15 protein-coding genes are annotated in these 22572 nt (G+C 62.3%); 8 read left to right on the top strand and 7 right to left on the bottom strand.

From position 1 onward, the window contains the following. The first annotated feature begins 58 nt into the window (after positions 1-58). Positions 59-1717 carry an OFA family MFS transporter gene (locus tag C5J26_RS27245; protein ID WP_105404606.1) on the top strand — a complete coding sequence of 553 codons (1659 nt, stop codon included), beginning with the start codon at positions 59-61 and terminating at the stop codon, positions 1715-1717. A gap of 238 nt (positions 1718-1955) precedes the next feature. After that, the gene (locus C5J26_RS27250) at positions 1956-3005 is read left to right on the top strand and encodes an aldo/keto reductase (protein WP_105404607.1); all 1050 of its coding nucleotides are present in this window, start codon (positions 1956-1958) and stop codon (positions 3003-3005) included. Positions 3006-3137: 132 nt separating this feature from the next. Here C5J26_RS27250 and C5J26_RS27255 read toward each other — a convergent pair whose 3' ends face one another. The 6 genes from C5J26_RS27255 to C5J26_RS27280 all read right to left on the bottom strand — a co-directional run bounded on the left by C5J26_RS27255 (position 3138) and on the right by C5J26_RS27280 (position 13556). Next, positions 3138-3617, bottom strand: a complete 480-nt coding sequence (locus C5J26_RS27255; RefSeq protein WP_105404608.1) for a chemotaxis protein CheW — start codon at positions 3615-3617, stop codon at positions 3138-3140. Then, the gene (locus tag C5J26_RS27260) at positions 3617-5404 is read right to left on the bottom strand and encodes a methyl-accepting chemotaxis protein (RefSeq protein WP_105404609.1); all 1788 of its coding nucleotides are present in this window, start codon (positions 5402-5404) and stop codon (positions 3617-3619) included. The genes C5J26_RS27255 and C5J26_RS27260 overlap by 1 nt, the downstream gene beginning before the upstream one ends. 293 nt (positions 5405-5697) lie before the next feature. After that, entirely contained in the window at positions 5698-6627 is a 930-nt protein-coding gene (rocF, locus tag C5J26_RS27265) for an arginase (RefSeq protein ID WP_105404610.1), read from the bottom strand. Positions 6628-6671: 44 nt separating this feature from the next. Next, positions 6672-11171: a translocation/assembly module TamB domain-containing protein gene (locus C5J26_RS27270; protein ID WP_105404611.1), complete on the bottom strand. Its 4500-nt coding sequence runs from the start codon at positions 11169-11171 to the stop codon at positions 6672-6674. Between the two features lie 27 nt (positions 11172-11198). Then, positions 11199-13124: an autotransporter assembly complex family protein gene (locus C5J26_RS27275; protein ID WP_371681956.1), complete on the bottom strand. Its 1926-nt coding sequence runs from the start codon at positions 13122-13124 to the stop codon at positions 11199-11201. 168 nt (positions 13125-13292) lie between these two features. After that, positions 13293-13556 carry a glycine zipper domain-containing protein gene (locus tag C5J26_RS27280; RefSeq protein ID WP_007759184.1) on the bottom strand — a complete coding sequence of 88 codons (264 nt, stop codon included), beginning with the start codon at positions 13554-13556 and terminating at the stop codon, positions 13293-13295. A gap of 313 nt (positions 13557-13869) precedes the next feature. Between C5J26_RS27280 and C5J26_RS27285 the strand changes: the two genes are divergently transcribed. The 4 genes from C5J26_RS27285 (at position 13870) to hemA (ending at position 19074) form a co-directional block, all read left to right on the top strand. Next, the gene (locus C5J26_RS27285; RefSeq protein ID WP_105404613.1) at positions 13870-14358 is read left to right on the top strand and encodes a (2Fe-2S)-binding protein; all 489 of its coding nucleotides are present in this window, start codon (positions 13870-13872) and stop codon (positions 14356-14358) included. Positions 14359-14478: 120 nt separating this feature from the next. Beyond that, the gene (locus tag C5J26_RS27290) at positions 14479-16824 is read left to right on the top strand and encodes a xanthine dehydrogenase family protein molybdopterin-binding subunit (RefSeq protein WP_105404614.1); all 2346 of its coding nucleotides are present in this window, start codon (positions 14479-14481) and stop codon (positions 16822-16824) included. Between the two features lie 11 nt (positions 16825-16835). Beyond that, positions 16836-17633 (top strand): xanthine dehydrogenase family protein subunit M, encoded by a 798-nt coding sequence (locus C5J26_RS27295; RefSeq protein ID WP_105404615.1) that lies wholly within the window; start codon positions 16836-16838, stop codon positions 17631-17633. A 226-nt stretch (positions 17634-17859) separates the two neighbouring features. Further along, on the top strand, positions 17860-19074 hold the full coding sequence (gene hemA, locus C5J26_RS27300; RefSeq protein WP_046637191.1) for a 5-aminolevulinate synthase: 1215 nt from the start codon (positions 17860-17862) through the stop codon (positions 19072-19074). A gap of 241 nt (positions 19075-19315) precedes the next feature. Here hemA and dxr read toward each other — a convergent pair whose 3' ends face one another. Further along, a complete protein-coding gene (gene dxr, locus C5J26_RS27305) occupies positions 19316-20503 on the bottom strand; it encodes a 1-deoxy-D-xylulose-5-phosphate reductoisomerase (RefSeq protein ID WP_105404616.1) in 1188 nt (395 codons plus the stop codon). 133 nt (positions 20504-20636) lie between these two features. Between dxr and C5J26_RS27310 the strand changes: the two genes are divergently transcribed. Both C5J26_RS27310 and C5J26_RS27315 read left to right on the top strand, forming a co-directional pair. Further along, entirely contained in the window at positions 20637-21866 is a 1230-nt protein-coding gene (locus C5J26_RS27310) for an FAD-dependent oxidoreductase (RefSeq protein ID WP_245441294.1), read from the top strand. 39 nt (positions 21867-21905) lie between these two features. Continuing rightward, positions 21906-22445 (top strand): DUF2937 family protein, encoded by a 540-nt coding sequence (locus C5J26_RS27315; protein ID WP_105404618.1) that lies wholly within the window; start codon positions 21906-21908, stop codon positions 22443-22445. The last annotated feature ends 127 nt before the right edge of the window (positions 22446-22572 follow it).

The following is a 22572-nucleotide window of genomic DNA, read 5'->3' on the forward strand; positions in this document are numbered from 1 at the left end:
AGGTGAGGGGCCGGAGGAGGAATAGAGCCTAGCCATCATCCGAGGGAGGATATTTTAAATGGCAATTGCAGGAACGACGGACGAGGGCCTGACAGGCAATGTCGGGCTCCTCGATAGGGAACGTATTATCGCAAAACCAGGTTTCAATCGCTGGCTCGTGCCGCCGGCAGCTTTGGCCATTCATCTTTGCATCGGCATGGCTTACGGCTTCAGCGTCTTCTGGCTGCCGCTGTCCCGTGCCTTGGGTACCACTCAGGACCCGTCCTGCACCAGCCTCAACCTCATCTCGGCTCTGTTCACGACAAGCTGCAACTGGCGTGTCGCGGACCTCGGCTGGATCTACACGCTGTTTTTCGTGCTGCTTGGTTGCTCGGCGGCAATCTGGGGCGGCTGGCTGGAACGGGTCGGCCCGCGCAAGGCCGGCTTCGTCTCGGCCTGCTGCTGGTGCGGCGGCATTATCGTCGCGGCAATCGGCGTCATGACCCACCAGCTGTGGCTGATGTGGATCGGCGCCGGCGTGATTGGCGGTGTCGGCCTCGGCCTCGGCTATATTTCGCCGGTCTCGACGCTGATCAAATGGTTCCCCGACCGCCGCGGCATGGCGACGGGCATGGCCATCATGGGCTTCGGCGGAGGTGCGATGATCGGTGCCCCGCTCGCCAACCTGTTGATGAACTATTTCAAGACCGATACTTCGGTCGGCGTGTGGCAGACCTTCATCTGTATGGCGGTGATCTATTTCGGCTTCATGATGGGCGGCGCCTTCGGCTACCGCATTCCGCCGGCCGGCTGGCGTCCGGAAGGCTGGACACCCCCGGTCTCCAAGACGACAATGATCACCACCAAGCACGTCCACCTGCGCGACGCACACAAGACCAAGCAGTTCTGGCTGATCTGGGCGGTGCTTTGCCTGAACGTTTCGGCTGGCATCGGGGTTATCGGCATGGCCTCGCCAATGCTGCAGGAAATCTTCGCCGGATCGCTGATCGGCCTGCCGAACCTGACCTTCTCGCAGCTCGATGCGGGCCAGAAGGGACAGATCGCCACGATCGCCGCCGGTTTTGCGGGTCTCCTGTCGCTCTTCAATATCGGCGGGCGTTTCTTCTGGGCGTCGCTCTCCGACAAGATCGGCCGCAAGAACACATACTATACGTTCTTCGTGCTCGGCATCGTGCTCTACGCACTCGCTCCGACGCTTGCCGACATGGGCAACAAGGCGCTCTTCGTGCTCGCCTTCGGCATCATCCTGTCCATGTATGGAGGTGGTTTTGCGACCATCCCTGCCTATCTCGCGGATATCTTCGGCACCCAGTTCGTCGGTGCGATCCACGGTCGTCTTCTGACGGCCTGGGCGACGGCCGGCATTCTCGGTCCCGTCGTGGTCAACTATATCCGCGAAGCCCAGCTCACCGCCGGCGTGCCGGCCGGGCCGGCGCTCTATACCGGCACGATGTACATCCTCGCCGGCATGCTGGTGCTGGGTCTGATCGCCAACGCGCTGGTGCGTCCGCTTGCCGACAAGTGGTTCATGTCGGACCATGAAGTCGCTTCGCTGCAGGCAAAGACAGCCGCCGCGAATGCCGGTCCGACGGGTTCCTTCGGCATCGGCACGGGCGGTCTCGACGCCAAGGCGGCGGTCGCCTGGGCCGTGGTCGGCATCCCGCTTCTCTGGGGCGTCTGGGTGACGCTGAGGAGCAGTCTGGTTCTGTTCGGCTGACATAGTCGACAGGAATGACTAACGGAGGGCGGCGGTGCCGCCCTTTTTTTTGTCTCGCACGGAAATGTGAGGATAAAAACGGAGGCGGCTCCGATTGACGTCGTGGGAATCCGGACTAGATTGCGTTGCGGAGCCCGAAGCCGCTTTCTCTTGCGGGACGCACGCGCCCGCGTGCCCGATCCGGCTCCGAACGACTGCTTATATCGCTTCATATCTTCAGTGCACACGGGAGCTCTCCATGCGCTACAATCAATTGGGCAATACCGGTCTTTTCGTCTCCGAACTCTGCCTCGGCACGATGACCTTCGGCGAGAACCAGACGGGCGCCGTCTGGAGTGCCGTCGCCGGTCTCGATCAGGACGCCGCCGACAAGATCGTCGAGCGCTCGCTGGCCGCGGGTGTCAATTTCATAGATACCGCCAATGTCTATTCCGAGGGTAGATCCGAGCGCATCCTCGGCCAGGCGATCAAGAATGTCGGCGTGCCGCGCAAGGACGTGGTCATCGCCACGAAATTTTATGGCCAGATGGGCGACAAGCCGAACGACCGCGGCGCCTCCCGCGGCCACATCATGGATTCCGTCGAGCAGAGCCTCGAACGACTGCAGATGGACCATATCGATCTCTACCAGATCCATGGCACCGACACGGTAACGCCGATCGACGAGACGTTGCGGGCGCTCGACGATCTCGTATCGCGCGGCCTGGTGCGTTACATCGGGCTCTCCAACTGGGCTGCCTGGCGGATGGCGAAGGCGCTCGGGATTTCCGAACGCAAGGGTTATGCCCGCTTCGAGACGGTGCAGGCCTATTATTCGATCGCCGGCCGCGACCTCGAGCGCGATATCGTGCCGCTGATGCAGGAAGAGAAGCTCGGCCTGATGGTCTGGTCGCCGCTCGCCGGCGGGCTGCTTTCCGGCAAATACGGTCCGGGCGCTCCGGGCAGCGGGGAAGGCCGCCGCGCCAACTTCGATTTCCCGCCGGTCGACAAGGATCGCGCCTGGGCCTGCGTCGCGGCCATGCGCGAGGTCGGCGCCAGGCACGGTGCGAGCGTCGCGGAAGTGGCGCTGGCCTATATCCTCGCCAAACCGTTCGTGACGAGCGTCATCATCGGCGCCAAGCGGTTGGAGCAGCTCGAGGAAAATCTGAAGGCCGTGAAGCTGAAGCTCGACACCGAGGACATGGCAAAACTCGACGAGGTCAGCGCACTTGCTCCGGAATATCCGGGTTGGATGCTCGTCCGTCAAGGTGCCGGGCGCCGTCCGGCTCCGTTCGAGCCAAAGGAATAATCATGAAAAAAGCCCGCGGCGATTCAACGCTGCGGGCTTCATAATCGAATAGCGGCTTAGTGGTCTTTCCAGCCAACCGCCTTGGCCTTGAGGTCGGATGCGCAGGTCTTTCTTGGCCTGCGCTATCGCAAATCAGGCAGCCAGCTCGTCGGCTTCGGTGCCCTTGAACATCTTGGCGAGGTTCAGGAAGCAGATCATGCCGTTCTCGTTGGCGATGATGCCTTCGGAGAAGGACTTGTCGAAGGACGCGGAGATTTCCGGAACCGGCTGAACCTGGCTCGAGGGAATCGTCAGGATGTCCGAGACGCGGTCAACGAGCATGCCGATGACCATGTTGTGGACTTCGGCGACGACGATGGCACTGCGCTCGTTGGCAACCGTGCTCTTCATGCCAAGCTTGTAGGCAAGGTCGATGATCGGGATTACCGAACCGCGAAGGTTCATGACGCCGATGACGTCGGCCGGAGCGTGCGGGATCGGCGTCGAAGGCGCCCATCCGCGGATTTCGCGGATCGTCGTCGTCTTGACGCAGAACTCCTGGTCATGAAGACGGAAGGCGATGATTTCCAGCGTTTCGCCGCTGTAGCTTGTGGAGTTGATCGTCGTAGCCATCAGAATTCTTCCCAACTATCCGTTGCCTGAGCGGCAGCGGCGGCACCCGTTGTGGTCCGCGCGACCGTTGCCATGAGTTTGCGTGCCGGCGATGCAACGGGTCGTGCATCAGGTCGCGCTATTGCAATCTTATGCGAAGAATGTTGCGCAAATCTAAATCGTGACAGGAGATCGCGCAGTGTTTCGGCTTCGCGTGCCAGGTTGTGGCTGGCGGCGCTTGTTTCCTCGACCATCGCAGCATTCTGCTGCGTGTTCTGGTCCATCGAGTTCACGGCCTTGCTGATCTCCTTGATTCCCGTGGATTGCTCGCGGGCAGCCTCGACGATCGCTGCGACATTGCCGTTGATCTCGTCCACCTGGGACATGATCTCATCGAGCGCCTTGCCGGTTTCGCCGACGAGCGCGACGCCACGCTTGACCTGTTCGGAGGAGGTCGAGATCAGCGTCTTGATCTCCTTGGCCGCACTGGCGGAACGTTGCGCCAGTTCGCGGACTTCCTGGGCGACGACCGCAAAGCCCTTGCCCGCTTCGCCGGCGCGTGCCGCCTCGACACCCGCATTCAGCGCCAGCAGGTTCGTCTGGAAGGCGATCTCGTCAATCACGCCGATGATATTGGAGATTTCCCGGGATGACGTCTCGATCTGGCCCATCGCGTTTACCGCGTTGCGGACCACGGCGCCGGAATGTTCGGCGCTTTTTTTCGCATGCGAGACCAGACCACCGGCTTCTTCCGCGCGCTTGGCGCTGTCGATGACGGTACGGCTGATCTCTTCAAGCGCCGCGGCGGTCTCCTCGACTGCCGCCGCCTGCTGCTCGGTGCGTTTGGCAAGGCTGTCGGAAGCCTGGCGGATCTCGTTGGAGCCTCCTGCAATCCCCTCGGCGTTCTCGCCGACGGTGCGCATGGCCCCGGCCAGTTTTCCGATGGCTTCGTTGAAATCGACGCGGATCTGTTCGAGTGTCGAAATGAAGGGCACTTCGATCCGGAACGTCAGGTCGCCGTTCGAAAGAGACGTCAGGCCATCGGCGATGTCATCGACGGCGCGGACACGTTCGGTGATGTCGGTTGCAAACTTGACCACCTTGAAGACCCGGCCGTCGGCGTCGAAGATCGGATTGTAGGAGGCCTGGATCCAGACTGCCTTGCCGCCCTTGCCGATGCGCTTGAACTCGGCGGCAATCGCTTCGCCGCCGGCAAGCTTCTTCCAGAATTGCGGGTATTCGGCGCTGTCACGGAACGACGGTTCGCAGAACATGCTGTGATGTTTGCCGGTGATTTCCGAAAGCTGATAACCGAGGCAGGCGAGGAAATTTTCGTTGGCGGTCAGGACGTCGCCACCGGGCGTGAACTCGATGATGGCCTGAGTGCGCGAGATGGCGTTGATCTTGCCTTCGTCATCGGCGGATTTGAGCTTTGCGGCGGTGATGTCAGTTGCGAACTTGACCACCTTGTAAGGCTTGCCGCCTGAAGTCACCGGATTGTAGGAGGCCTGGATCCAGATCTCGCGGCCACCCTTGCCAATGCGCTTGTAGGCGGCAGCATCAAATTTGCCGCTGCCGAGGTTCGCCCAGAAATCCCTGTAGGCTTGCGACTTCACGTAATCCGGGTCGCAAAACATGCTGTGATGCTTGCCGACGATTTCGGAAAGAGTGTAGCCAAGCGTCTTGCAGAAGTTCTCGTTGGCCGTGAGAACCTTTCCGGATAGATCAAACTCGATAATGGCCTGCGACTTGCTGAGTGCAGCAAGTACTGCTTTCGCGTCAGCGCCTGGAAGTGAAAGTATGGACATCTGGCTTGCGTGCCCCCGTCTGTAGGTTCCCGAACTGGCTCAATTTGCCAACAGCCTAACGAGATAACCATCTCGCCGCCGGGACACTGAGTCTTGCTAAAAATAGCATTGAGGAATTAACGGAAGGTCAATAGTTCTGTTCTCGCAAAATTGTGGAAAATACGTATCCACTTGTCTATTGTCAAATTTCTCAGCGGTAAGTAGATCTTCGTTTATTTTCTATACTAAAAACTTATATTGAGATTTGTCGCGAGTAACTGTCTGATTTATTTCAGATGTAGACTTGCCTCTGATTATGCAGAGCGAGTTGGACGATCCAGAACACGCCGGCCGAAAAGGCTTGCCGCCAGTTCCACCATGATCCGGGCGCTCTTGCCGCGATCGTCGAGGAACGGATTAAGCTCGACGAGATCGAGCGACGCGACGAGCCCGGTATCGTGGAGCATTTCCATGATCAGGTGCGCCTCGCGGAAGGTCGCGCCGCCGGGCACGGTGGTACCGACGCCCGGCGCTATGTCCGGGTCCAGGAAATCGACGTCGAGGCTCACATGCAGGAGGCCATTGGCGGCGTTCACCGCCGCGATCACCTGGCGCATGATCGCGGCGATCCCGTGCTCGTCTATGGCGCGCATGTCGAAGACGTTGACGCCGTGATCGGCGATGAGCTTCCGCTCGATCTCGTCGACCGAGCGGATGCCGATCTGGAAGACGTTTTTGGGATCGACCTTAGGCCGGGCGCTGTCGAGGATAGGTGCAAATTCCGCCTGGCCGGTAAAGAAGGCGACCGGCATGCCATGGATGTTGCCGGAGGGCGATGTCTCGGGCGTGTTGAAATCCGTATGGGCATCGAGCCAGAGAACGAAGAGCGGCCGGCCGATCTCGGCAGCGTAACGCGCCATGCCAGGCACGCTGCCCATGGAAAGGGCGTGGTCGCCGCCCATGATCACCGGAATGGTGCCGGCCTTGGCCATTTCATAGGTCCGGGTTTCGAGAGCGCGCGTGAACGCAGCGACGATCGGCAGGTTCTTCGCGTCGTTTCTCTCCGGCAGGTCAGCTGCCGGTTCCGGGCGCAGGTCGCCATTGTCGACGACCCGGAAACCGAGGCCCTCCAGCGCCTTGACGATGCCGGCAAGCCTGAAGGCCGCCGGACCCATCGCGCAGCCGCCGCGACCGGAGCCCTCTTCCAGAGGAACGCCGATCAATGTGATGTCTTTGGAGGTCATGCTTTTTCTCCCGAGCAAGCAGGAATGAAACGAAATATGCGAGATCAGTATTCGCGCTCATAAAAGATGCCGGCTTTGCCACCTTCGGTGCCGGCGCCGGCCTTGAGCTTCACACCGCGGCCGACATCGAGGTTGATCGTCGCTTCCGCGCCGCTCTCGCCGCCCTGCTCGACCTGGATATAGGTGCGGTTGTTGATATAGCGGCCGACCGACACGGTGGTCTGGCCGGTCGCATCGGTGTTGATGTCGAGATCGTCGACACCGAGATTGTTGCGCAGCGTTTCAAGCAGCGATGTGGAGCCCCCGCCTGCGAGCTGGGCGACGGCGTCGGCCAGCTGGGCGATCTGCAGCGGCGACAGCCGCGACATCGACTGGCCGAAGATCAGCCGCGCCAGAACCTCGTCCTGGGGCAGGGCGGGCGAGGAGGAGAAGGCGATCGTCGGATCGTTGGCGACGCCCGTGACTTTCACGGTGATCGTCGTGGCGGCGGAGGTCGTGTTCGCCTCCATGTTGAGAACCGGGATCAGGCCGCCGCCGAAGGTTATGTCGCCATCGGTGAAATCCATCCGTTTGGCGAGGATCACGATACGGCCGCGGCGCATCTCGAAGCCGCCGGCGACGACCGGTGCGATCGCCGTGCCCGTCACGGTCAGCTCGCCGCCGAGTTCGGCGTCGATGCCTCGCCCGCGAACGAAGATGCCGTTCGGTGCGCTGATCTGAAGGTTGAGCGCGATCGGGTTCGAGGCGCCGCTGGCGCTCTTCGGCCGCATCTTTTCCATCTGCCGCAGCACGTCGGGTGGTGCGTTGCGGTGGCGGATATCGATGGCGGAAAGCGATGTCGGCAGGCGGGCGGGCACGGTGATCGCCGCCTTGGTCAGTGTTACGCGGCCTCCGAGGACGGGGCCTGAGGTCAGAGGGCCGGTGATGGTCAGGGCGCCGTCGGCGGTAGCGGCGAAAAGCGCGCCATCGGCATAGGCTGCCTGAGCCAGAGTGATCCTGAGGTCGGCCGGGAAGCCGGAGCCCGGCGTGATGCCGACCGAGCCCTGGACCGAAACCGTGCCACCACCCGAGAGCTTGCCCGTAAGCCTGGAGATATTGGCGCTTTTGCCATCGAAGGCGACATTGGCGGCAAGGTCCGTCAGGGCGAGATTACGACGGACATCCACCAGCCTCGCGCCGGACGAGGATGCCGTGCCGGTGATCGCCGGCGCTGCCGCCGTGCCGCCGATCGCGAGGTCGACATTGCCGGTGCCTTCCAGGACGAAGCCTTGCGCGGCCATCTGTCCGGCGAGGATCGAGAAGGGCAGTTTCCCGCTGAATTTCAGATTGAGCGGCTTTTCGCCTGCAAGCGAGATGGAGCCGCCGCCGGACAACGAGACGCCGCCGCCGCCCGAAAGGCGGGTGTCGAGGGTGACGGTGCCGTTCTGAAACGTGCCACCGGCGGTGATGTTGAAAGCCGCGACCCCGGCGGAGGCGGTCTGCGCAACGCCTGCATCGGCCCAGCGCAGATCATAACGGACAGCGGGGGCTTGCGGCGTTCCCGTCGCGGTAACCGTGCCGGAAATCGTGCCGCGGGCGCCGAGGCTCGGCGCAAACGCGTTGACCAGGCTGGCGGGCACGGCATTGGCGCGGGCGTTGATATCGAGGGCGGGAATGCCGTCCTTCAGGATGACCTTGCCGGCAGCCGAGAGATCGAGGCCGCCGGAGCCCGTCAGGCGGGTCTTGTCTAACGTGACTGTTCCGTTGGCGAAGCTGCCGCTTGCTTGGACTCGAAACGGACTGATGCCAGCATCGCGCGACTGGCGAAGCTGTGCATCACTCCATTCTAAATCGTAACGTATGGCAGGGGCAGACGCGGCGCCGGTGGCGTTGATCGTGCCGGATATCATGCCGGCAGCGTTGATCGCGGGGACGAACGCGTTGATGAGATTGGCGGGCAGCGCCCTGATATTGGCGGTCAAGTCCAGCGCCGAGCCAGCCGTGCCGTTGACGGTGACGCTGCCGGACCCGGTTGCGATGGTGAGGTCGGCAAGACGCGCACCGCCATTGGCGACCGCGACGCGGGTCGGGGCAGCAAGCCGGACCGGGATGCTGCGCGGTGCCGCTGCGAAGCTCTCGATGCCGACCGAGATATCGGCGCCGGCCTGGATATCGCCGACCGCCGTGAGGGGGGCGTTGTCATACTGGGCGGCGAGATTGAAGTTGGTCCGGTTGCCGCCCTGGCTGACGCCGAGGTTGACGTCGTTGATGCCGACCGAGCCGGCGCCGATGCGCGTGGCGCGGACCGTACCCTCGGCCGCAATCGCCTTGATGTCGGCAATGGCGAGATCGATATTCGGCTGGGCGATCTCGATCGTTCCGCGGCGAAGCGCCTTGCCGGAAGCCCGGATCACGGCGCCGGCCTTGCCGCCGGTATTGCTGAACATCACTGTCCCCTTCAGGTCGCCCTGGGCCTGCTGGGCCGCAAGTGCTGCAAGCAGGGAGACATCCGGGAAATCGAACGTGAGCTGGCCTTCCGGCAGGAAGGCGGGAGAGAAGTTCAAGGCGCCGGTCAACTTGTTCGGGCCGATCTGGGCGGTGATCGCCGGCGCGCTGGTGCGGCCCTGGACGGAGGCGACGTCGGCATTGACACGGATCGGCTGGCCGTCGAGCGAACCGGTGCCGGTCAGCTTGCCCTTGGGTGCGTTCGGATCGGCGGTGCCTTCCAGGATGAAGCTCATGTCCTGGAGCTTGCGGCCGACCAGTCGCGCGTCGGCGGAATTGAGCACCGCCCTGACGCCCATTGCGGCGAGCGGCCCCTTGGCGGAGATGTCGAAACCGGCAGCCCCCTCGGCTTCCGGCAGCCAACGCTTCAGATCCGGCACGCGGCCGGCCAGGCGCCCGGTGACGGTCCGATTGTCGAGCAGCATGTTGCCGTGCGCTTCGATGGCGTTCGAGCGCATCACGAAGTTCTCGAGGCTGACGCGACCGCCGTTCACCATGTTGACGTAGCCTTCGGCGGAAAGCTTGCCCTCGAACTTCGAAACCAGTCCTGGCGGCAGGACGGCGGGATTGGCGAAAACCCGGAAATTGCCGGTGACCGCCTGTTTGGACATGTCATAGGCGCCGGAAAGCGTACCGTTGACGTTGCCGCTGTCGAAGGTCGCCGCATCCAGGCCGATCGCCGGTGGTGCGAGCCTAAGCGGCGCATCCAAGGTCACCGGCCCGCGGATCACCCGGTCGAGATCGTCATTGGCGAAATCCGTGCGGGCGACGGTGAAACGGCTGCGGATGCTGCCCGAGCGGCTGATGAGGTTGAGATCTTCGCTTTCCGCCTGCAGACGGATCTGGCCGAAGCGCCCCTGCGGCAGTTCGGCGGCGCTGAGTGCCGCCGTCGCGTTGAAGCGCGCCGAGGTGGATGCTCCGGTCAGCGTGAAATTGATGCTTTCGAAGGAGAAGCGGCTCTTCTGACCGCTGATCGGCCAGACGAAGTCGACGGGGCCCTTCACGCCGTTGAGGCTGGCGGTGAGGCTGTTGTCGCCCGTCGGGTCCCATGCCCCCTTGGCGGCAATCTTCACGGCGCCGGAGGTGAGATCGCCGCGTTCGATATCCACGCGGCCGGAGGGCGCATAGATCGCGGCGATGTTGATATCCGTCGTGCCGCCGAACAGCGGACGAAAGGCGGGCGGAAGAAGCGTCGACAGCTGGCCGCCGCCGGTCACCTCCACCCTGTGCCTGCCGTTTTCGACCAGCAGGTGTTTGCCGTTGACCGCGATCACGGGAGTGCCGCCGACGCTGCCCTGCAACTTGCCGGCCCAATCGGACAGAGGTCCTTCGCCATCGAGCGCCAGTTCGACTGCCGGAGTGCCGGGCAGACGCAAAAGGCGGGCGAGCAGGCCGCCCTGCGGCTCGGACACGGCAGCCTTGAGGGTCAGGCGATTTTCGGACGGAGCGTAGACCACATCGGCAGATGCCCTGGCATCCGGCTCGTCCTTGCGGGTCGCCTGCAGGTCGAGCGAAATGTCGGGTCCGGTCGCGTCGATCGATCCCTTCACCGAAAGGGAGAAGTCCCGTCCCGAAAATGCCTGGGAGAGATTGATGTCCGGCAGGTCGATCTGCGCAACGCGGATGCCGACCGGCAAGGGCGATCCGGAGGAGCCCGTCGATGCCGTCTGTGTCGGGGCGGGCGCTTTCGGCGGCCGCGGCGCACGGATGAAATTGACGGTGTCGGCCGAAATGTGCTCGGCGCGGAAGACCCCGGTCACCAGGGATGTCGGCGACCAGTCGATCTTGATGCCGCCGATCTGGGCATAGGGGCCTGCATCGTCGGACAGCGTAAGGGCATCGATACGCAGGTCGCCGGTCAGAAGGCCTTCCGGGCGCGTGAAGGAGATGCCGCGGTCAGGCGTGGAGACGATGGCGGAAATGCGGTCCGCGGCGACGCGTCCGCCGACCGGGGTGAGGGCGACGAAAAGGAAGACGCCCAAGGCCATGACGAACAGGATCGCGACCACGCCAAGCGCAGCCTTCAAGACCCATTTCAACAGGCGTACCATCAGCATCATGCCTTAAACGCTACCCTTCACTGCCTTTCAGAATGCCTGTCCTATGCCCGCATAGATACCGTACTGGCTACCGCCGTCATAGCGCTGCAAGGGAATTGCAACGTCCAGTCTGAGCGGTCCAAAAGGCGTGGCATATCGCACGCCAATCCCTGCACCAGCACGTATATCAGAAAAATCGGGCACGATTCCGGTCGATACCGTACCAATGTCGACGAAAGGTACAATGCCTATGTTTTCTGACACTTTTACCCTCACTTCGAAAGATCCCAGCGTATAAGAGCGCCCGCCCGTGGCTTCATCGGCGCTGTTATAGGGCGAGATTTCCCGATAGGCGTAACCGCGCACCGATCCGCCGCCGCCGGCGAAGAATCTGCGTGTCGCCGGGATTCTTTCAAGGTCGCTTCCGCCGACCAGCGTTCCGGCGGCCAGACGGGCGGCGAGGACGATGTTGTCCTCCTGCCCGAGGCCGAGATAACCGGAGATCGAGCCCTCGAACGACGAGAAGATCGTGCCGTCCATCAGTTCGTAGCTCGGCTTGGCGGATAGGGTCGCGTAATATCCCTTGGTCGGGTCGAGCTTGTTGTCCCGCGCATCGCGCTCGAAGCTGACCGGCAGGCTGAGCGTGAGGTACTGGTTGTTGCCGAACGCATCGTCGGCGTCGATATAGGCGATCTCTCCGCCGCCCTTGAGCTTGTCCGTCTCGTTCAGCTCGTAGGTGATGCCGGCCGAATAGATGATGGTTTGCGCCTCGTAGACGTCAGGCGTTTCACTCTTCGCCTCCAGACGGGATTCGAAGGTCGCTTCGGGCACAAAAGCGCCAGGCTTGGTAAAGATGATCCCGGCGGAATAATCGAACGTGGTGACGTCGGTGGTGGCGCCGATACCGGACACTTTGCCTTCGATCCGAAGCGATTCGGCTTCCCCGAAGAGGTTGCGGTGGCCCCAGTATCCTTCGAGGCCGGCGCCATCGATCGAGGAATATTCGGCGCCGAAGCCGAAATAGCGATGCTTGCCTTCCGACACCTCGATCGTCAGCGGCAACGAACCGTCCGGTGCCAGCTTGTCCGCCTCGTGGATCGTCACGCTCGAGAAGACCCCGAGTTCGCGCAGGCGGTCGTTCGCCTTCTTCAATTGTCCGGGCGAATATTGTCCATGTTTGTCGAGCCGCGAATAACGGCTGATGAAGGTGGCATCGACGGTGCGCGATCCCTTCACCGCGACAGCTCCGAACGGGGCAACAGGGCCGCCGATCGCACCGAGCACCACGTTGATCGTGTTGGTGCGGTGATCGGCCGTCACCTGCCGCTCCGTCAGCTTTGCGAGCGGGCGGCCCTCGTCCTTCAAATCGACGAGAAGCTGCTGGCTGGCCTTCAGGATCAGCCGCGAACCCGCCGCGCCGCCGGCGACGAGATCGTATTTTTCCGGATCGCGGCCGACGGCGTCCCCCTCGAAACGGACCGAGCCGAGTTTGAAAACCGGACCGGGATCGACGCGGACCGTGACCGGCACGGGTGCCGCGTGGTCGAATGCAGGGTTGGGCGGCAGGCGGTCGATATCGGTTCCGGCGACGGAGATATGCACGGTGCCGCCGTAACGGGCCTCTTCGTAGAGCACGGCGACGAGCCGGTCGCGGTCTTCGCGCGCCTTGATGATGACGCCGAGATCGCCGGAGACCGGCTGCTTTTCGTCGGTGATCAGGGAGGCGGCGGATTCGAGACGCTTCTTGAGGTCCTTGTCCGCATTGCCGGCTTCGAGCGTCGCGTCGTAACGGACGGGATCGATGATCTCGACCTTGTCTTCGTCGTCGCCGAACAGGGTAATGCCGAAGAGTTTGAAAGCGTAGGCGTTGCCGGAAAGCGGCGGGGAAACGAGAAGTGCAGCGGCGAGCATCGTGGCCGTGCCTGCCCCCCTCAACCTCCGCTTTTCTGTCCGCCCAGTGTTTTCGTTCCGCATACGCAAACTGCTGTGGATCCCCCGGCTGGAAGCCTTCATAGCATCCGACGAAGCGGACTATCTAACTGCAAAAGAGGAAGCCGGGTACCCCTTCGTGATGATTTCATGAAAGAAAAAGCCCCGGAGTGTGCTCCGGGGCCACAGTTTTTCCTGCAATCCACGCGTTTATCAGTAACGGCGCGGGCAGCTGTCGATATAGCGGCGGCCATAACGGTCGCGGTAGTAGCACTGTCCCGGCTGTTCGGCGACGGAGCCGATCAAGGCACCGGAAACGCCGCCGATCGCAGCGCCAACGGCGGCGCCGCGGACGTTGCCGGTAGCCAGGCCGCCGATCACGGCGCCGGATGCTGCGCCGATGCCGGCGCCCTGTTCAGTTGCCGTGCAGCTCGCGAGCGAAGCGCCAACCATCAAAAGCACCAAGGCCTTCTTCATGAGATCCTCCTATTTGTTCTTCATCTTGCCCGGCTGTCTCGCAGACTCCGAACGTTTCCGCGGGTCAATTCAACAGCCATCAATGGGAACAATAGGTCGCGGCGAACAAGAGTCCATATGAGCTCAATATTTTGGGCACCGATTTTTGTTTTGGTTTGCCGATAGTTACTCGGTATTCGACGGAAGCGAAGGGCGGCCGCTCGTCTGGCTGCCGACCAAAATATTGCCGTTTCCCTAGAAAGTAGCGGTTGATCCCTTAGGTAAAAAAGCAAATGATGATGGGCGTGTCCGGGAGGGATACGAGGAGGATCATATGACGAAAGTGACGCTGACCGTGAACGGCCGCGCTATGAGCGGCGAGTGCGAGGACCGCACCCTGCTCGTGCATTTCATCCGCGAAAAACTTGGTCTGACGGGAACGCATGTCGGCTGCGATACGACCCAGTGCGGCGCCTGCGTCGTTCATATGGACGGCCATTCGGTGAAGAGCTGTTCGATCCTGGCGGTGCAGGCATCCGGTTCGTCGATCACGACGATCGAGGGCCTCGCCGGCCAGGGCGAATTGCATCCGGTTCAAGCCGCATTCAAGGAGCATCATGGCCTGCAATGCGGCTTCTGTACGCCCGGCATGGTGATGACGGCCGTTGACCTGATCAACCGCGAAGGCGGGACGCTGACCGAAGAGACGGTCCGCGCCGGGCTCGAGGGCAATATCTGTCGGTGCACCGGCTACCACAACATCGTCAAGGCGATCCTTGCCGCCGATGCCGAAATGGCAACGGGCCGTCAGGCCGCTGAATAGGTGAGTAGTGAGTAGTCGTTAGTGAGCAGTGGTTCACGCGCCGCTTTGGTTTTGAACTCCTTACTACCGACTAATTCCTAATCACTACTCACTTAATCACCATCTCGGGAGGAGATGAACATGGGTGTTGAAGGAATCGGTGCACGCGTTACCCGCAAGGAAGACAAACGCTTCTTGACCGGCAAGGGCCGTTACACGGACGACATGACCGTACCGGGCATGAAATATGCCTGTTTCGTCCGCAGTCCCTATGCGCATGCGAAAATCGGCGATATCGACGCGACCGCGGCGAAGGCCATGCCGGGCGTCATCGACGTGCTCGACGGCAAGCAGCTTCAGGCGGACGGCATCGGCAATCTCATCTGCGGCTGGATGATCCATTCCAAGGACGGGTCGCCGATGAAGATGGGCGCCTGGCATCCACTCGCGGTCGATACCGTGCGTTATGTGGGCGACGCGATCGCCATCGTCGTCGCCGATACCTCCGGCGAGGCCCGCGATGCTGCGGAAGCCGTGGTCATCGATTACGAACAGCTCCCGGTGGTGACCGAGGCCGTTGCAGCACTCGCCTCCGGCGCGCCGCAAATCCATCCGGAAGCGCCCGGCAACCTGATCTTCGATTGGCAGATCGGCGAACCTGACGCCGTGGACAAGGCGATTGCGGCGGCTGCGCATGTCACCGAAATCGAGATCCTCAACAACCGCCTGTCGCCGAACCCGATGGAGCCGCGCGCCACGCTTGGCATCTACGACACGGCGGAAGATCACTATACCTGCTACACGACCAGCCAGAACCCGCATGTGGCGCGACTGGTGATGAGCGCCTTCTATAATGTCGCGCCGGAAAACAAGCTGCGCGTCATCGCGCCGGATGTCGGCGGTGGCTTCGGCTCGAAAATCTATATCTACCCGGAAGAGATCATCTGTCTCTGGGCCTCGAAGAAGACCGGTGTGCCGGTGAAATGGACATCGGACCGCACCGAGGCCTTCCTCACCGACGCGCATGGCCGCGACCATGTCTCGAAGGTGAAGATGGCCTTCGACGCGAATAACCGCATCACGGCGTTGAAGGTCGATACGATCGCCAACCTTGGCGCCTATATGTCGCTGTTCTCCTCGGCCGTGCCGACCTATCTCTATGCGACGCTGCTGTCCGGCCAGTATGCGATCCCGGCGATCCACGCCAATGTCCGCACCGTCTATACCAATACGGTGCCGGTTGACGCCTATCGCGGCGCCGGCCGTCCGGAAGCGACCTATCTGCTGGAACGGACAATGGAGACGGCGGCCCGCGAACTCGGCGTCTCGCCGGCGGAACTGCGCCGGACGAATTTCATCCGCTCCTTCCCCTACCAGACGCCCGTCATCATGAATTACGACGCGGGCGATTACGAAGCTTCGCTGAATGCGGCGATGCAGGCCGCCGACTGGGCAGGTTTTGCCGCCCGGCGGTCGCAATCGGAAGCCAGGGGCAAGAAACGCGGCATCGGCATGAGCTGCTATATCGAGGCCTGCGGTATCGCGCCGTCGGCTGCGGTCGGTTCGCTTGGCGCCGGCGTTGGCCTCTGGGAATCCGCCGAAGTGCGGGTCAACGCGGTCGGGACGATCGAAGTGCTGACCGGATCGCACAGCCATGGCCAGGGCCATGAAACGACCTTCGCGCAGCTTGTCGCCGGCCGTCTCGGCGTGCCGATCGAAAGCATCAGCATCGTCCATGGCGATACCGACAAGGTGCAGATGGGCATGGGCACCTACGGCTCGCGCTCCGGCGCGGTCGGCATGTCGGCGGTCGTCAAGGCGCTCGACAAGGTCGAGGCCAAGGCGAAGAAGATCGCCGCGCATCTGATGGAAGCCTCCGAGGAGGATATCGTCATCGAGAACGGCGAGCTGAAGGTCGCAGGCACCGACAAGTCGGTGCCGTGGTTCCAGGTGGCGCTCGCCTCCTACACCGCCCACAACCTGCCTTCGGGCATGGAGCCGGGTTTGAAGGAAACCGCCTTCTACGACCCTTCCAACTTCACCTTTCCGGCCGGCTGCTACATTGCCGAGGTGGAGATCGATCCGGATACCGGCGAGACGGACATCGTCCAGTTTGTCGCGGCCGACGATTTCGGCAACATCATCAACCCGATGATCGTCGAGGGCCAGGTGCATGGCGGCATTGCCCAAGGCATCGGCCAGGCGCTGCTCGAGAACGTGCAATATGATGCGAACGGCCAACTGCTGACGGCAAGCTATATGGACTATGCCATGCCGCGCGCCGACGACCTGCCCTCGTTTAAACTTTCGCATCAGAACACGCCTTGCCCGAGCAATCCGCTCGGGATCAAGGGCTGCGGCGAGGCAGGTGCCATCGGTTCGCCGCCGGCGCTCATCAACGCCATCACCGATGCGATCGGCCATAACAAGCTCACCATGCCGGCGACCCCGATGAAGGTCTGGCAGGCATTGCACGCGGCTCACTGAGGAGAAAAGACATGTATGCTACCAGCTATCATCGTGCATCCTCGGTGGAAGATGCCGTCAAGCTCAAGTCCGCCAACGAGGAGGGCAAATACCTTTCCGGCGGCATGACCTTGATTGCGACCATGAAACAGCGGCTCGCCGCACCGAGCGACCTGATCGACCTTCGCCATATCCCGATGCTGCGCGGGATTTCGATCGACGGACACAAGGTGACGATCGGGGCTGCCACGCCGCATGCGGATGTGGCGGCTTCGCGGGAGCTTGCCGCCATATGTCCGGCGATCTGCAAGCTCGCCGGACATATCGGTGACCCGCATGTGCGCCACATGGGCACGATCGGCGGTTCGATCGCCAATAACGACCCGGCGGCGGATTATCCCGCCGGCCTACTCGGGCTCGGCGCGACCATCGTCACCGACCGGCGTTCGATCACGGCGGATGATTTCTTCACCGGTCTTTTCGAGACCGTGCTGGAGGAGGGCGAGATGGTGACGTCAGTGACCTTCGAGGCGCCGGAAAAGGCGGGCTATGCCAAGTTCAACAACCCGGCCTCGCGTTTTGCGATGACCGGCGTGTTCGTGGCCAAGACCGCCGGCGGCGTGCGCGTGGCCGTGACCGGCGCCGGCTCATCCGGCGTCTTCCGCCATCCCGGCTTCGAGCAGGCGCTGGCCTCCAACTGGTCGGCGGATGCGCTGGGCAGTGTCGCGGTCGATGCCTCCAACCTGATGTCGGACATGCACGCGAACGCGGAATACCGCGCCAATCTGGTCAAGGTCATGGCGAAAAGGGCGGTCATCTCTGCGGGCTGAGGCGAATCGGGATCACCGGAAAAGGCCGGGAAGAGCGGCGAGGGCCGCTCTTCTTTCCTGCTGCTTGACTTGGATCAATTCTCACATTTTCGATATCGCTTACCTTTTTATTGGAATAATTCAAAAAAAGGGGGCCTTTTGCCGCAGGTTGGTTCTATTCGCTTTGTCCGGGGTTGACGAAAAGCGCGGCTGAAATCAAAACCAAGGCAGGTTCTGGAGTGTGAGCATGGACTTCGAGGCATTTTTCAAGAGCGAACTGGACGGTCTTCACGGCGAAGGCCGGTACCGGGTGTTCGCCGATCTGGAGAGGCATCGCGGCAATTTTCCCCGCGCCACGCGCCATACTCCCGATGGCCCGAAGGAAGTGACCGTCTGGTGTTCGAACGACTATCTCGGCATGGGGCAGCACCCCGCCGTGATCGAGGCAATGAAAGAAGCCATCGATCACTGTGGCGCGGGTGCGGGAGGCACCCGGAATATTTCTGGCACGACGCACTACCACGTGGTTCTCGAGCAGGAACTCGCGGACCTGCACGGCAAGGAAGCGGCGCTGATCTTCAATTCCGGCTATATGTCGAACTGGGCAACGCTCGGTACGCTTGGCCAGAAGATCCCCGGCTTGATCATTTTCTCCGACGCGCTGAACCACGCCTCGATGATCGAGGGCATTCGTTATGCCAAGTGCGAACGGGTGATCTGGAAGCACAACGACCTCAACGACCTCGAGGCAAAGCTGGCGGCAGCCGATCCGAACGCGCCGAAGCTGATCGCCTTCGAGAGCATCTATTCGATGGACGGCGACATTTCGCCGATCAAGGAAATCTGCGACCTCGCCGACAAATACGGCGCGATGACCTATCTCGATGAAGTGCATGCGGTCGGCATGTACGGCCCGCGGGGCGGTGGCATCGCCGAACGCGAAGGCCTGATGGACCGTCTGACGATCATCGAAGGCACGCTCGGCAAGTCCTTCGGCGTGATGGGCGGTTATATCGCCGCGTCGACCGCGCTCTGTGATTTCATCCGTTCCTTTGCCTCGGGCTTCATCTTCACGACGGCACTGCCGCCGACGCTGGCAGCCGGGGCGATCGCCTCGATCCGGCACCTGAAGGCAAGCCCTTTCGAGCGGGTCCGCCATCAGGACCGTGTCCGCAAGCTGCGCACGATGCTGGATCAACAGGGTATTCCGCACATGCACAACCCGAGCCATATCGTGCCGGTCATGGTCGGCGATGCGGCCAAGTGCAAATGGATCTCGGATATCCTGCTCGATACCTGCGGTGTCTATGTGCAGCCGATCAACTATCCGACCGTGCCGCGCAAGACCGAACGCCTGCGTATCACCCCGACGCCGCTGCATAGCGATGCGGACATCGAACACCTAGTCGGCTCGCTGCACCAGCTCTGGTCGCGCTGCGCGCTGGCGCGGCACGTGGCTTGACGACGGCTTGCCCCATCACCTGAAGAGGCGGCCTACCCCCTCACCAACAAAATCTACGACTTAGCTTCACTAAGATCGTGATTTTGTAACCTCTCCCGCAAGGGGAGAGGCAGGCTGCGGCGGCGCGGCACCCTTATCTCTCCCCCTGCGGGAGAGAAAGTGATTTCAACATCTTAGCGAAGCTAAGTGTTAGAAATCGCAAGTGAGGGGATGTTCGTGGGCAACCAAGCCCAATACCGCCCTAAGCAGCCATTTCCCTCTGAGCAATAATCTCTCCGGCACGACGCCTTGCCTCGGCATCCGCCGCGAAAACCTCATCCATCGTCGCTGCGGGCGGATGGCCCGCCATGTCGTCCATTACCTTTTCGGCGATATCCGCCATGTTGAGAAAACCGATGCGGCCGGCGCAGAAGGCGTGGAAGGCGATCTCTTCGGCAGCGTTCATCACGGCGCCCTGTACCCCGCCGCGTTCAAGAGCCGTGCGCGCCAGCCTCAGCGCCGGGAAACGGACCTCGTCAGGGGCCTCGAAATCCAGCCTTGCGAGCTTTGCGAAATCCAGCCGCTCGACATCGAGCTCCGGACGGTTCGGATAGGTCAGCGCATAACCGATCGCGGTGCGCATGTCGGGACAGCCGAGCTGCGCCAGCACCGACCCGTCCCTGTACCCGACCATGGAATGAATGACCGATTGCGGATGGACGATCACCTCGATCTGGTCCGGCCGCAGATTAAAGAGATGTTTCGCCTCGATCATCTCCAGCGCCTTGTTGAACATCGAGGCGCTGCCGATCGAGATTTTCAGGCCCATCGACCAGTTGGGATGGGCGCGCGCGATATCCGCGGTAACGCCGGCCATCTGCTCGCGAGTCCAGGTGCGGAAAGGACCACCGGAGGCGGTGAGCACGATGCGCTCGACCGCGTGGTGCTGGTCGTCTTCGAGCGACTGGAAGATGGCGCTGTGTTCGCTGTCGACCGGGATCAGCCGCCCGCCGCCCTCGGTGACCGCCCTGACGAACAGTTCGCCGGCCGAGACCAGGCATTCCTTGTTGGCGAGCGCGATATCGGCGCCACGTTCGGCGGCGGCCAGCGTCGGGGCAAGCCCGGCGGTGCCGACGATCGCCGCCATGACCCAGTCGGACGGACGCGCACCCGCCTCGATCAGCGCCTCGCGGCCGGCGGCGACCTCGATGCCGCTGCCAGAAAGCGCGTCTTTCAGTGCCGCATACTGGCGGTCATCGGCGGTGACGGCCAGTTTTGCACCGCATGCCTTCGCCTGGTCTGCCAGAAGCGCGATATTGCTGTTGCCGGTGATGGCGACGACCTCGAAGGCTTCGCGGCCGCCGAGCTGGTTCACCACATCCAACGTATTGACGCCGATCGAGCCGGTGGAACCGAGGATGCTGATGCGGCGCTTGCCGGTTTCGGCCATGCTGTCTTCCATTTCCTAAAGCTGCCGTTGGTCTACAAGCGAAAGCCACGGCTCACAAGAGCGGGCTTGAATTCGGCCCGGCTGCGACCAAGTGCAGCTTGCACGACGGATGATCTTTGCGCGAAGTGGGACGATGAGCGAACACCGTGAAATCCAGACGACTTGCGTGATCGCCGGCGCCGGCCCGGCGGGGCTGATGCTCGGCCTCCTGCTGGCGCGCGCCGGCATAGATGTCATCGTCGTCGAGAAGCACGCCGATTTTCTGCGCGATTTCCGCGGCGACACGATCCATCCCTCGACGCTGGAGGTGATGCACGAGCTCGGCCTGATCGACGAATTTCTGAAGCTGCCGCACACGCGGGCGGCAAGGCTTTCGGCCGAAATGGGCGGGAAGACGATTACCATCGCGGATTTTTCGCGGCTGCCGGTCAGGCACCGCTTCATCGCTTTCATGCCGCAATGGGACTTTCTGAGCTTTCTCGCTGAAAAGGCGCAAAATTATCCGAATTTCCGGCTGATCATGCAGGCGCAGGTCACGGACGTGTTGGAGGATCAAGGGGTAATCTCTGGTCTCCTGCTGGAGACGCCGGAAGGAGAGCTCGCCATCCGCTCGACGCTTGTCGTCGGTGCCGACGGCCGCAATTCGATCGTGCGGGAAAAGGCCGGTCTCGATGTCGAGAGTTTCGGCATGCCGAGCGAAGTCGTCTGGATGAAGCTGTCGAAACAGAAGGGCGATCCGAACGAGGTGATGGGCCATGCCGGACCGCGGCAGGGTTTCGTGCTGATCGACCGCGGCGACTATTGGCAATGCGGGTATGTGATCCGCCGCACCACATTCGCCGACATCCGCAAGAAGGGTATCGAGGCTTTTCGGCAGATGGTGATCGGCGTTTCACCGCTGCCGGCCGAGCGCATGCAGGAGATCCGCAGTTTCGACGACACCAACCTGCTGACGGTGCGCATCGACCGGCTGAAGCAGTGGTGGCGGACGGGGTTGATCTGCATCGGCGACGCGGCGCATGCGATGTCGCCGATCGGCGGCGTCGGCGTCAACCTGGCGATCCAGGATGCGGTGGCGGCCGCCAATATCCTCGCCGCACCGCTGCTTGAGCAGCGTCTGAACGACGCGGACCTCGCCGCCGTCGAAAAGCGCCGCGGGTTTCCGACCAGGGCGACGCAGAAGCTGCAGCTGATGATGAGGAGCAGCCGTCGCACCGATGAGGGAGACGACCGGAAGCGCAAGGGGCCGCCGGTCTTCATCCGGGGCATTGCCCGCTTTCCGCTGCTCGCCCATCTGGCCGGCCGGCTGATCGGGCTCGGTTTCCGCATGGAGCATGTGCGGGCAAGACAAGGCAACCTTTGACGACCCGGCGTCGTTGATCGGCAAAACAAGAGGTTTGCCATGCTCATGCTCGGAAGAATGCTGACGATGGCAATGGCGCTGCTGGGCGGGGTCTTCTTTTCCCAGGCACCGGAATTCGCGCAGCAATACCGCCAGCGGATCGGCGGCGCGCTCGACGAGCTCAAGATCATGATCTCGGAATTCGACGCCCAGGCCAATCACAACGGCCTCGACCGCCAGGAGGCGCTCAACATCTATTCCGCCTCGCCGCAGCCCTTCCTGCGCAATCAGGGCGAAGCGATGCGGCGGACCTTTTCGCGTTACGAGATGCTCGCCGAGCAACAGAAAGAGCTGACCCTGGCGCCGCCGTTCACCAAGCCGTTCGTGGTGATGCGCAATCCCGATTCGACGACGTTTGCGAATGCCTGGCGCGATTTCGTGCCGGGTGTGCCGGTCGATTTCGCAGGCCTCACCTGGGCCGCAGGTGGGCTCTTCTGCGGCTGGCTGATTGCAGCGCTGCTAGGAGCAGCCCGCCGCGGCGTCGTTCGCACGGTAAGGCGGCCGAAACGGATGGACCAGACGTCGACGATTGCCCGATAATGCCCTTCCCGAGAGAAGGGTGACATTTCATACCGGAGACATGGTTACACTTTTTGCCTTTGCGAGGAGAGCGAAGGTGCCTTGGCAGGAGTGCAACCGTATGGACGAGCGTCTCAAGTTCGTTGCG

This window comes from Neorhizobium sp. T7_12 (assembly GCF_002968535.1).
Classification (GTDB): Bacteria; Pseudomonadota; Alphaproteobacteria; order Rhizobiales; family Rhizobiaceae; genus Neorhizobium; species Neorhizobium tomejilense.

Bases quoted from the DNA above. Each gene is read 5' to 3' on its own strand.
- C5J26_RS27295 (WP_105404615.1), top strand. From the start codon at position 16,836: ATGTATGCTACCAGCTATCATCGTGCATCCTCGGTGGAAGATGCCGTC.
- C5J26_RS27315 (WP_105404618.1), top strand. From the start codon at position 21,906: ATGCTCATGCTCGGAAGAATGCTGACGATGGCAATGGCGCTGCTGGGC.
- C5J26_RS27285 (WP_105404613.1), top strand. From the start codon at position 13,870: ATGACGAAAGTGACGCTGACCGTGAACGGCCGCGCTATGAGCGGCGAG.
- C5J26_RS27280 (WP_007759184.1), bottom strand. From the start codon at position 13,556: ATGAAGAAGGCCTTGGTGCTTTTGATGGTTGGCGCTTCGCTCGCGAGC.
- C5J26_RS27270 (WP_105404611.1), bottom strand. From the start codon at position 11,171: ATGATGCTGATGGTACGCCTGTTGAAATGGGTCTTGAAGGCTGCGCTT.
- C5J26_RS27260 (WP_105404609.1), bottom strand. From the start codon at position 5,404: ATGTCCATACTTTCACTTCCAGGCGCTGACGCGAAAGCAGTACTTGCT.
- C5J26_RS27255 (WP_105404608.1), bottom strand. From the start codon at position 3,617: ATGGCTACGACGATCAACTCCACAAGCTACAGCGGCGAAACGCTGGAA.
- dxr (WP_105404616.1), bottom strand. From the start codon at position 20,503: ATGGCCGAAACCGGCAAGCGCCGCATCAGCATCCTCGGTTCCACCGGC.
- rocF (WP_105404610.1), bottom strand. From the start codon at position 6,627: ATGACCTCCAAAGACATCACATTGATCGGCGTTCCTCTGGAAGAGGGC.
- hemA (WP_046637191.1), top strand. From the start codon at position 17,860: ATGGACTTCGAGGCATTTTTCAAGAGCGAACTGGACGGTCTTCACGGC.
- C5J26_RS27275 (WP_371681956.1), bottom strand. From the start codon at position 13,124: ATGCGGAACGAAAACACTGGGCGGACAGAAAAGCGGAGGTTGAGGGGG.
- C5J26_RS27245 (WP_105404606.1), top strand. From the start codon at position 59: ATGGCAATTGCAGGAACGACGGACGAGGGCCTGACAGGCAATGTCGGG.
- C5J26_RS27250 (WP_105404607.1), top strand. From the start codon at position 1,956: ATGCGCTACAATCAATTGGGCAATACCGGTCTTTTCGTCTCCGAACTC.
- C5J26_RS27290 (WP_105404614.1), top strand. From the start codon at position 14,479: ATGGGTGTTGAAGGAATCGGTGCACGCGTTACCCGCAAGGAAGACAAA.
- C5J26_RS27310 (WP_245441294.1), top strand. From the start codon at position 20,637: ATGAGCGAACACCGTGAAATCCAGACGACTTGCGTGATCGCCGGCGCC.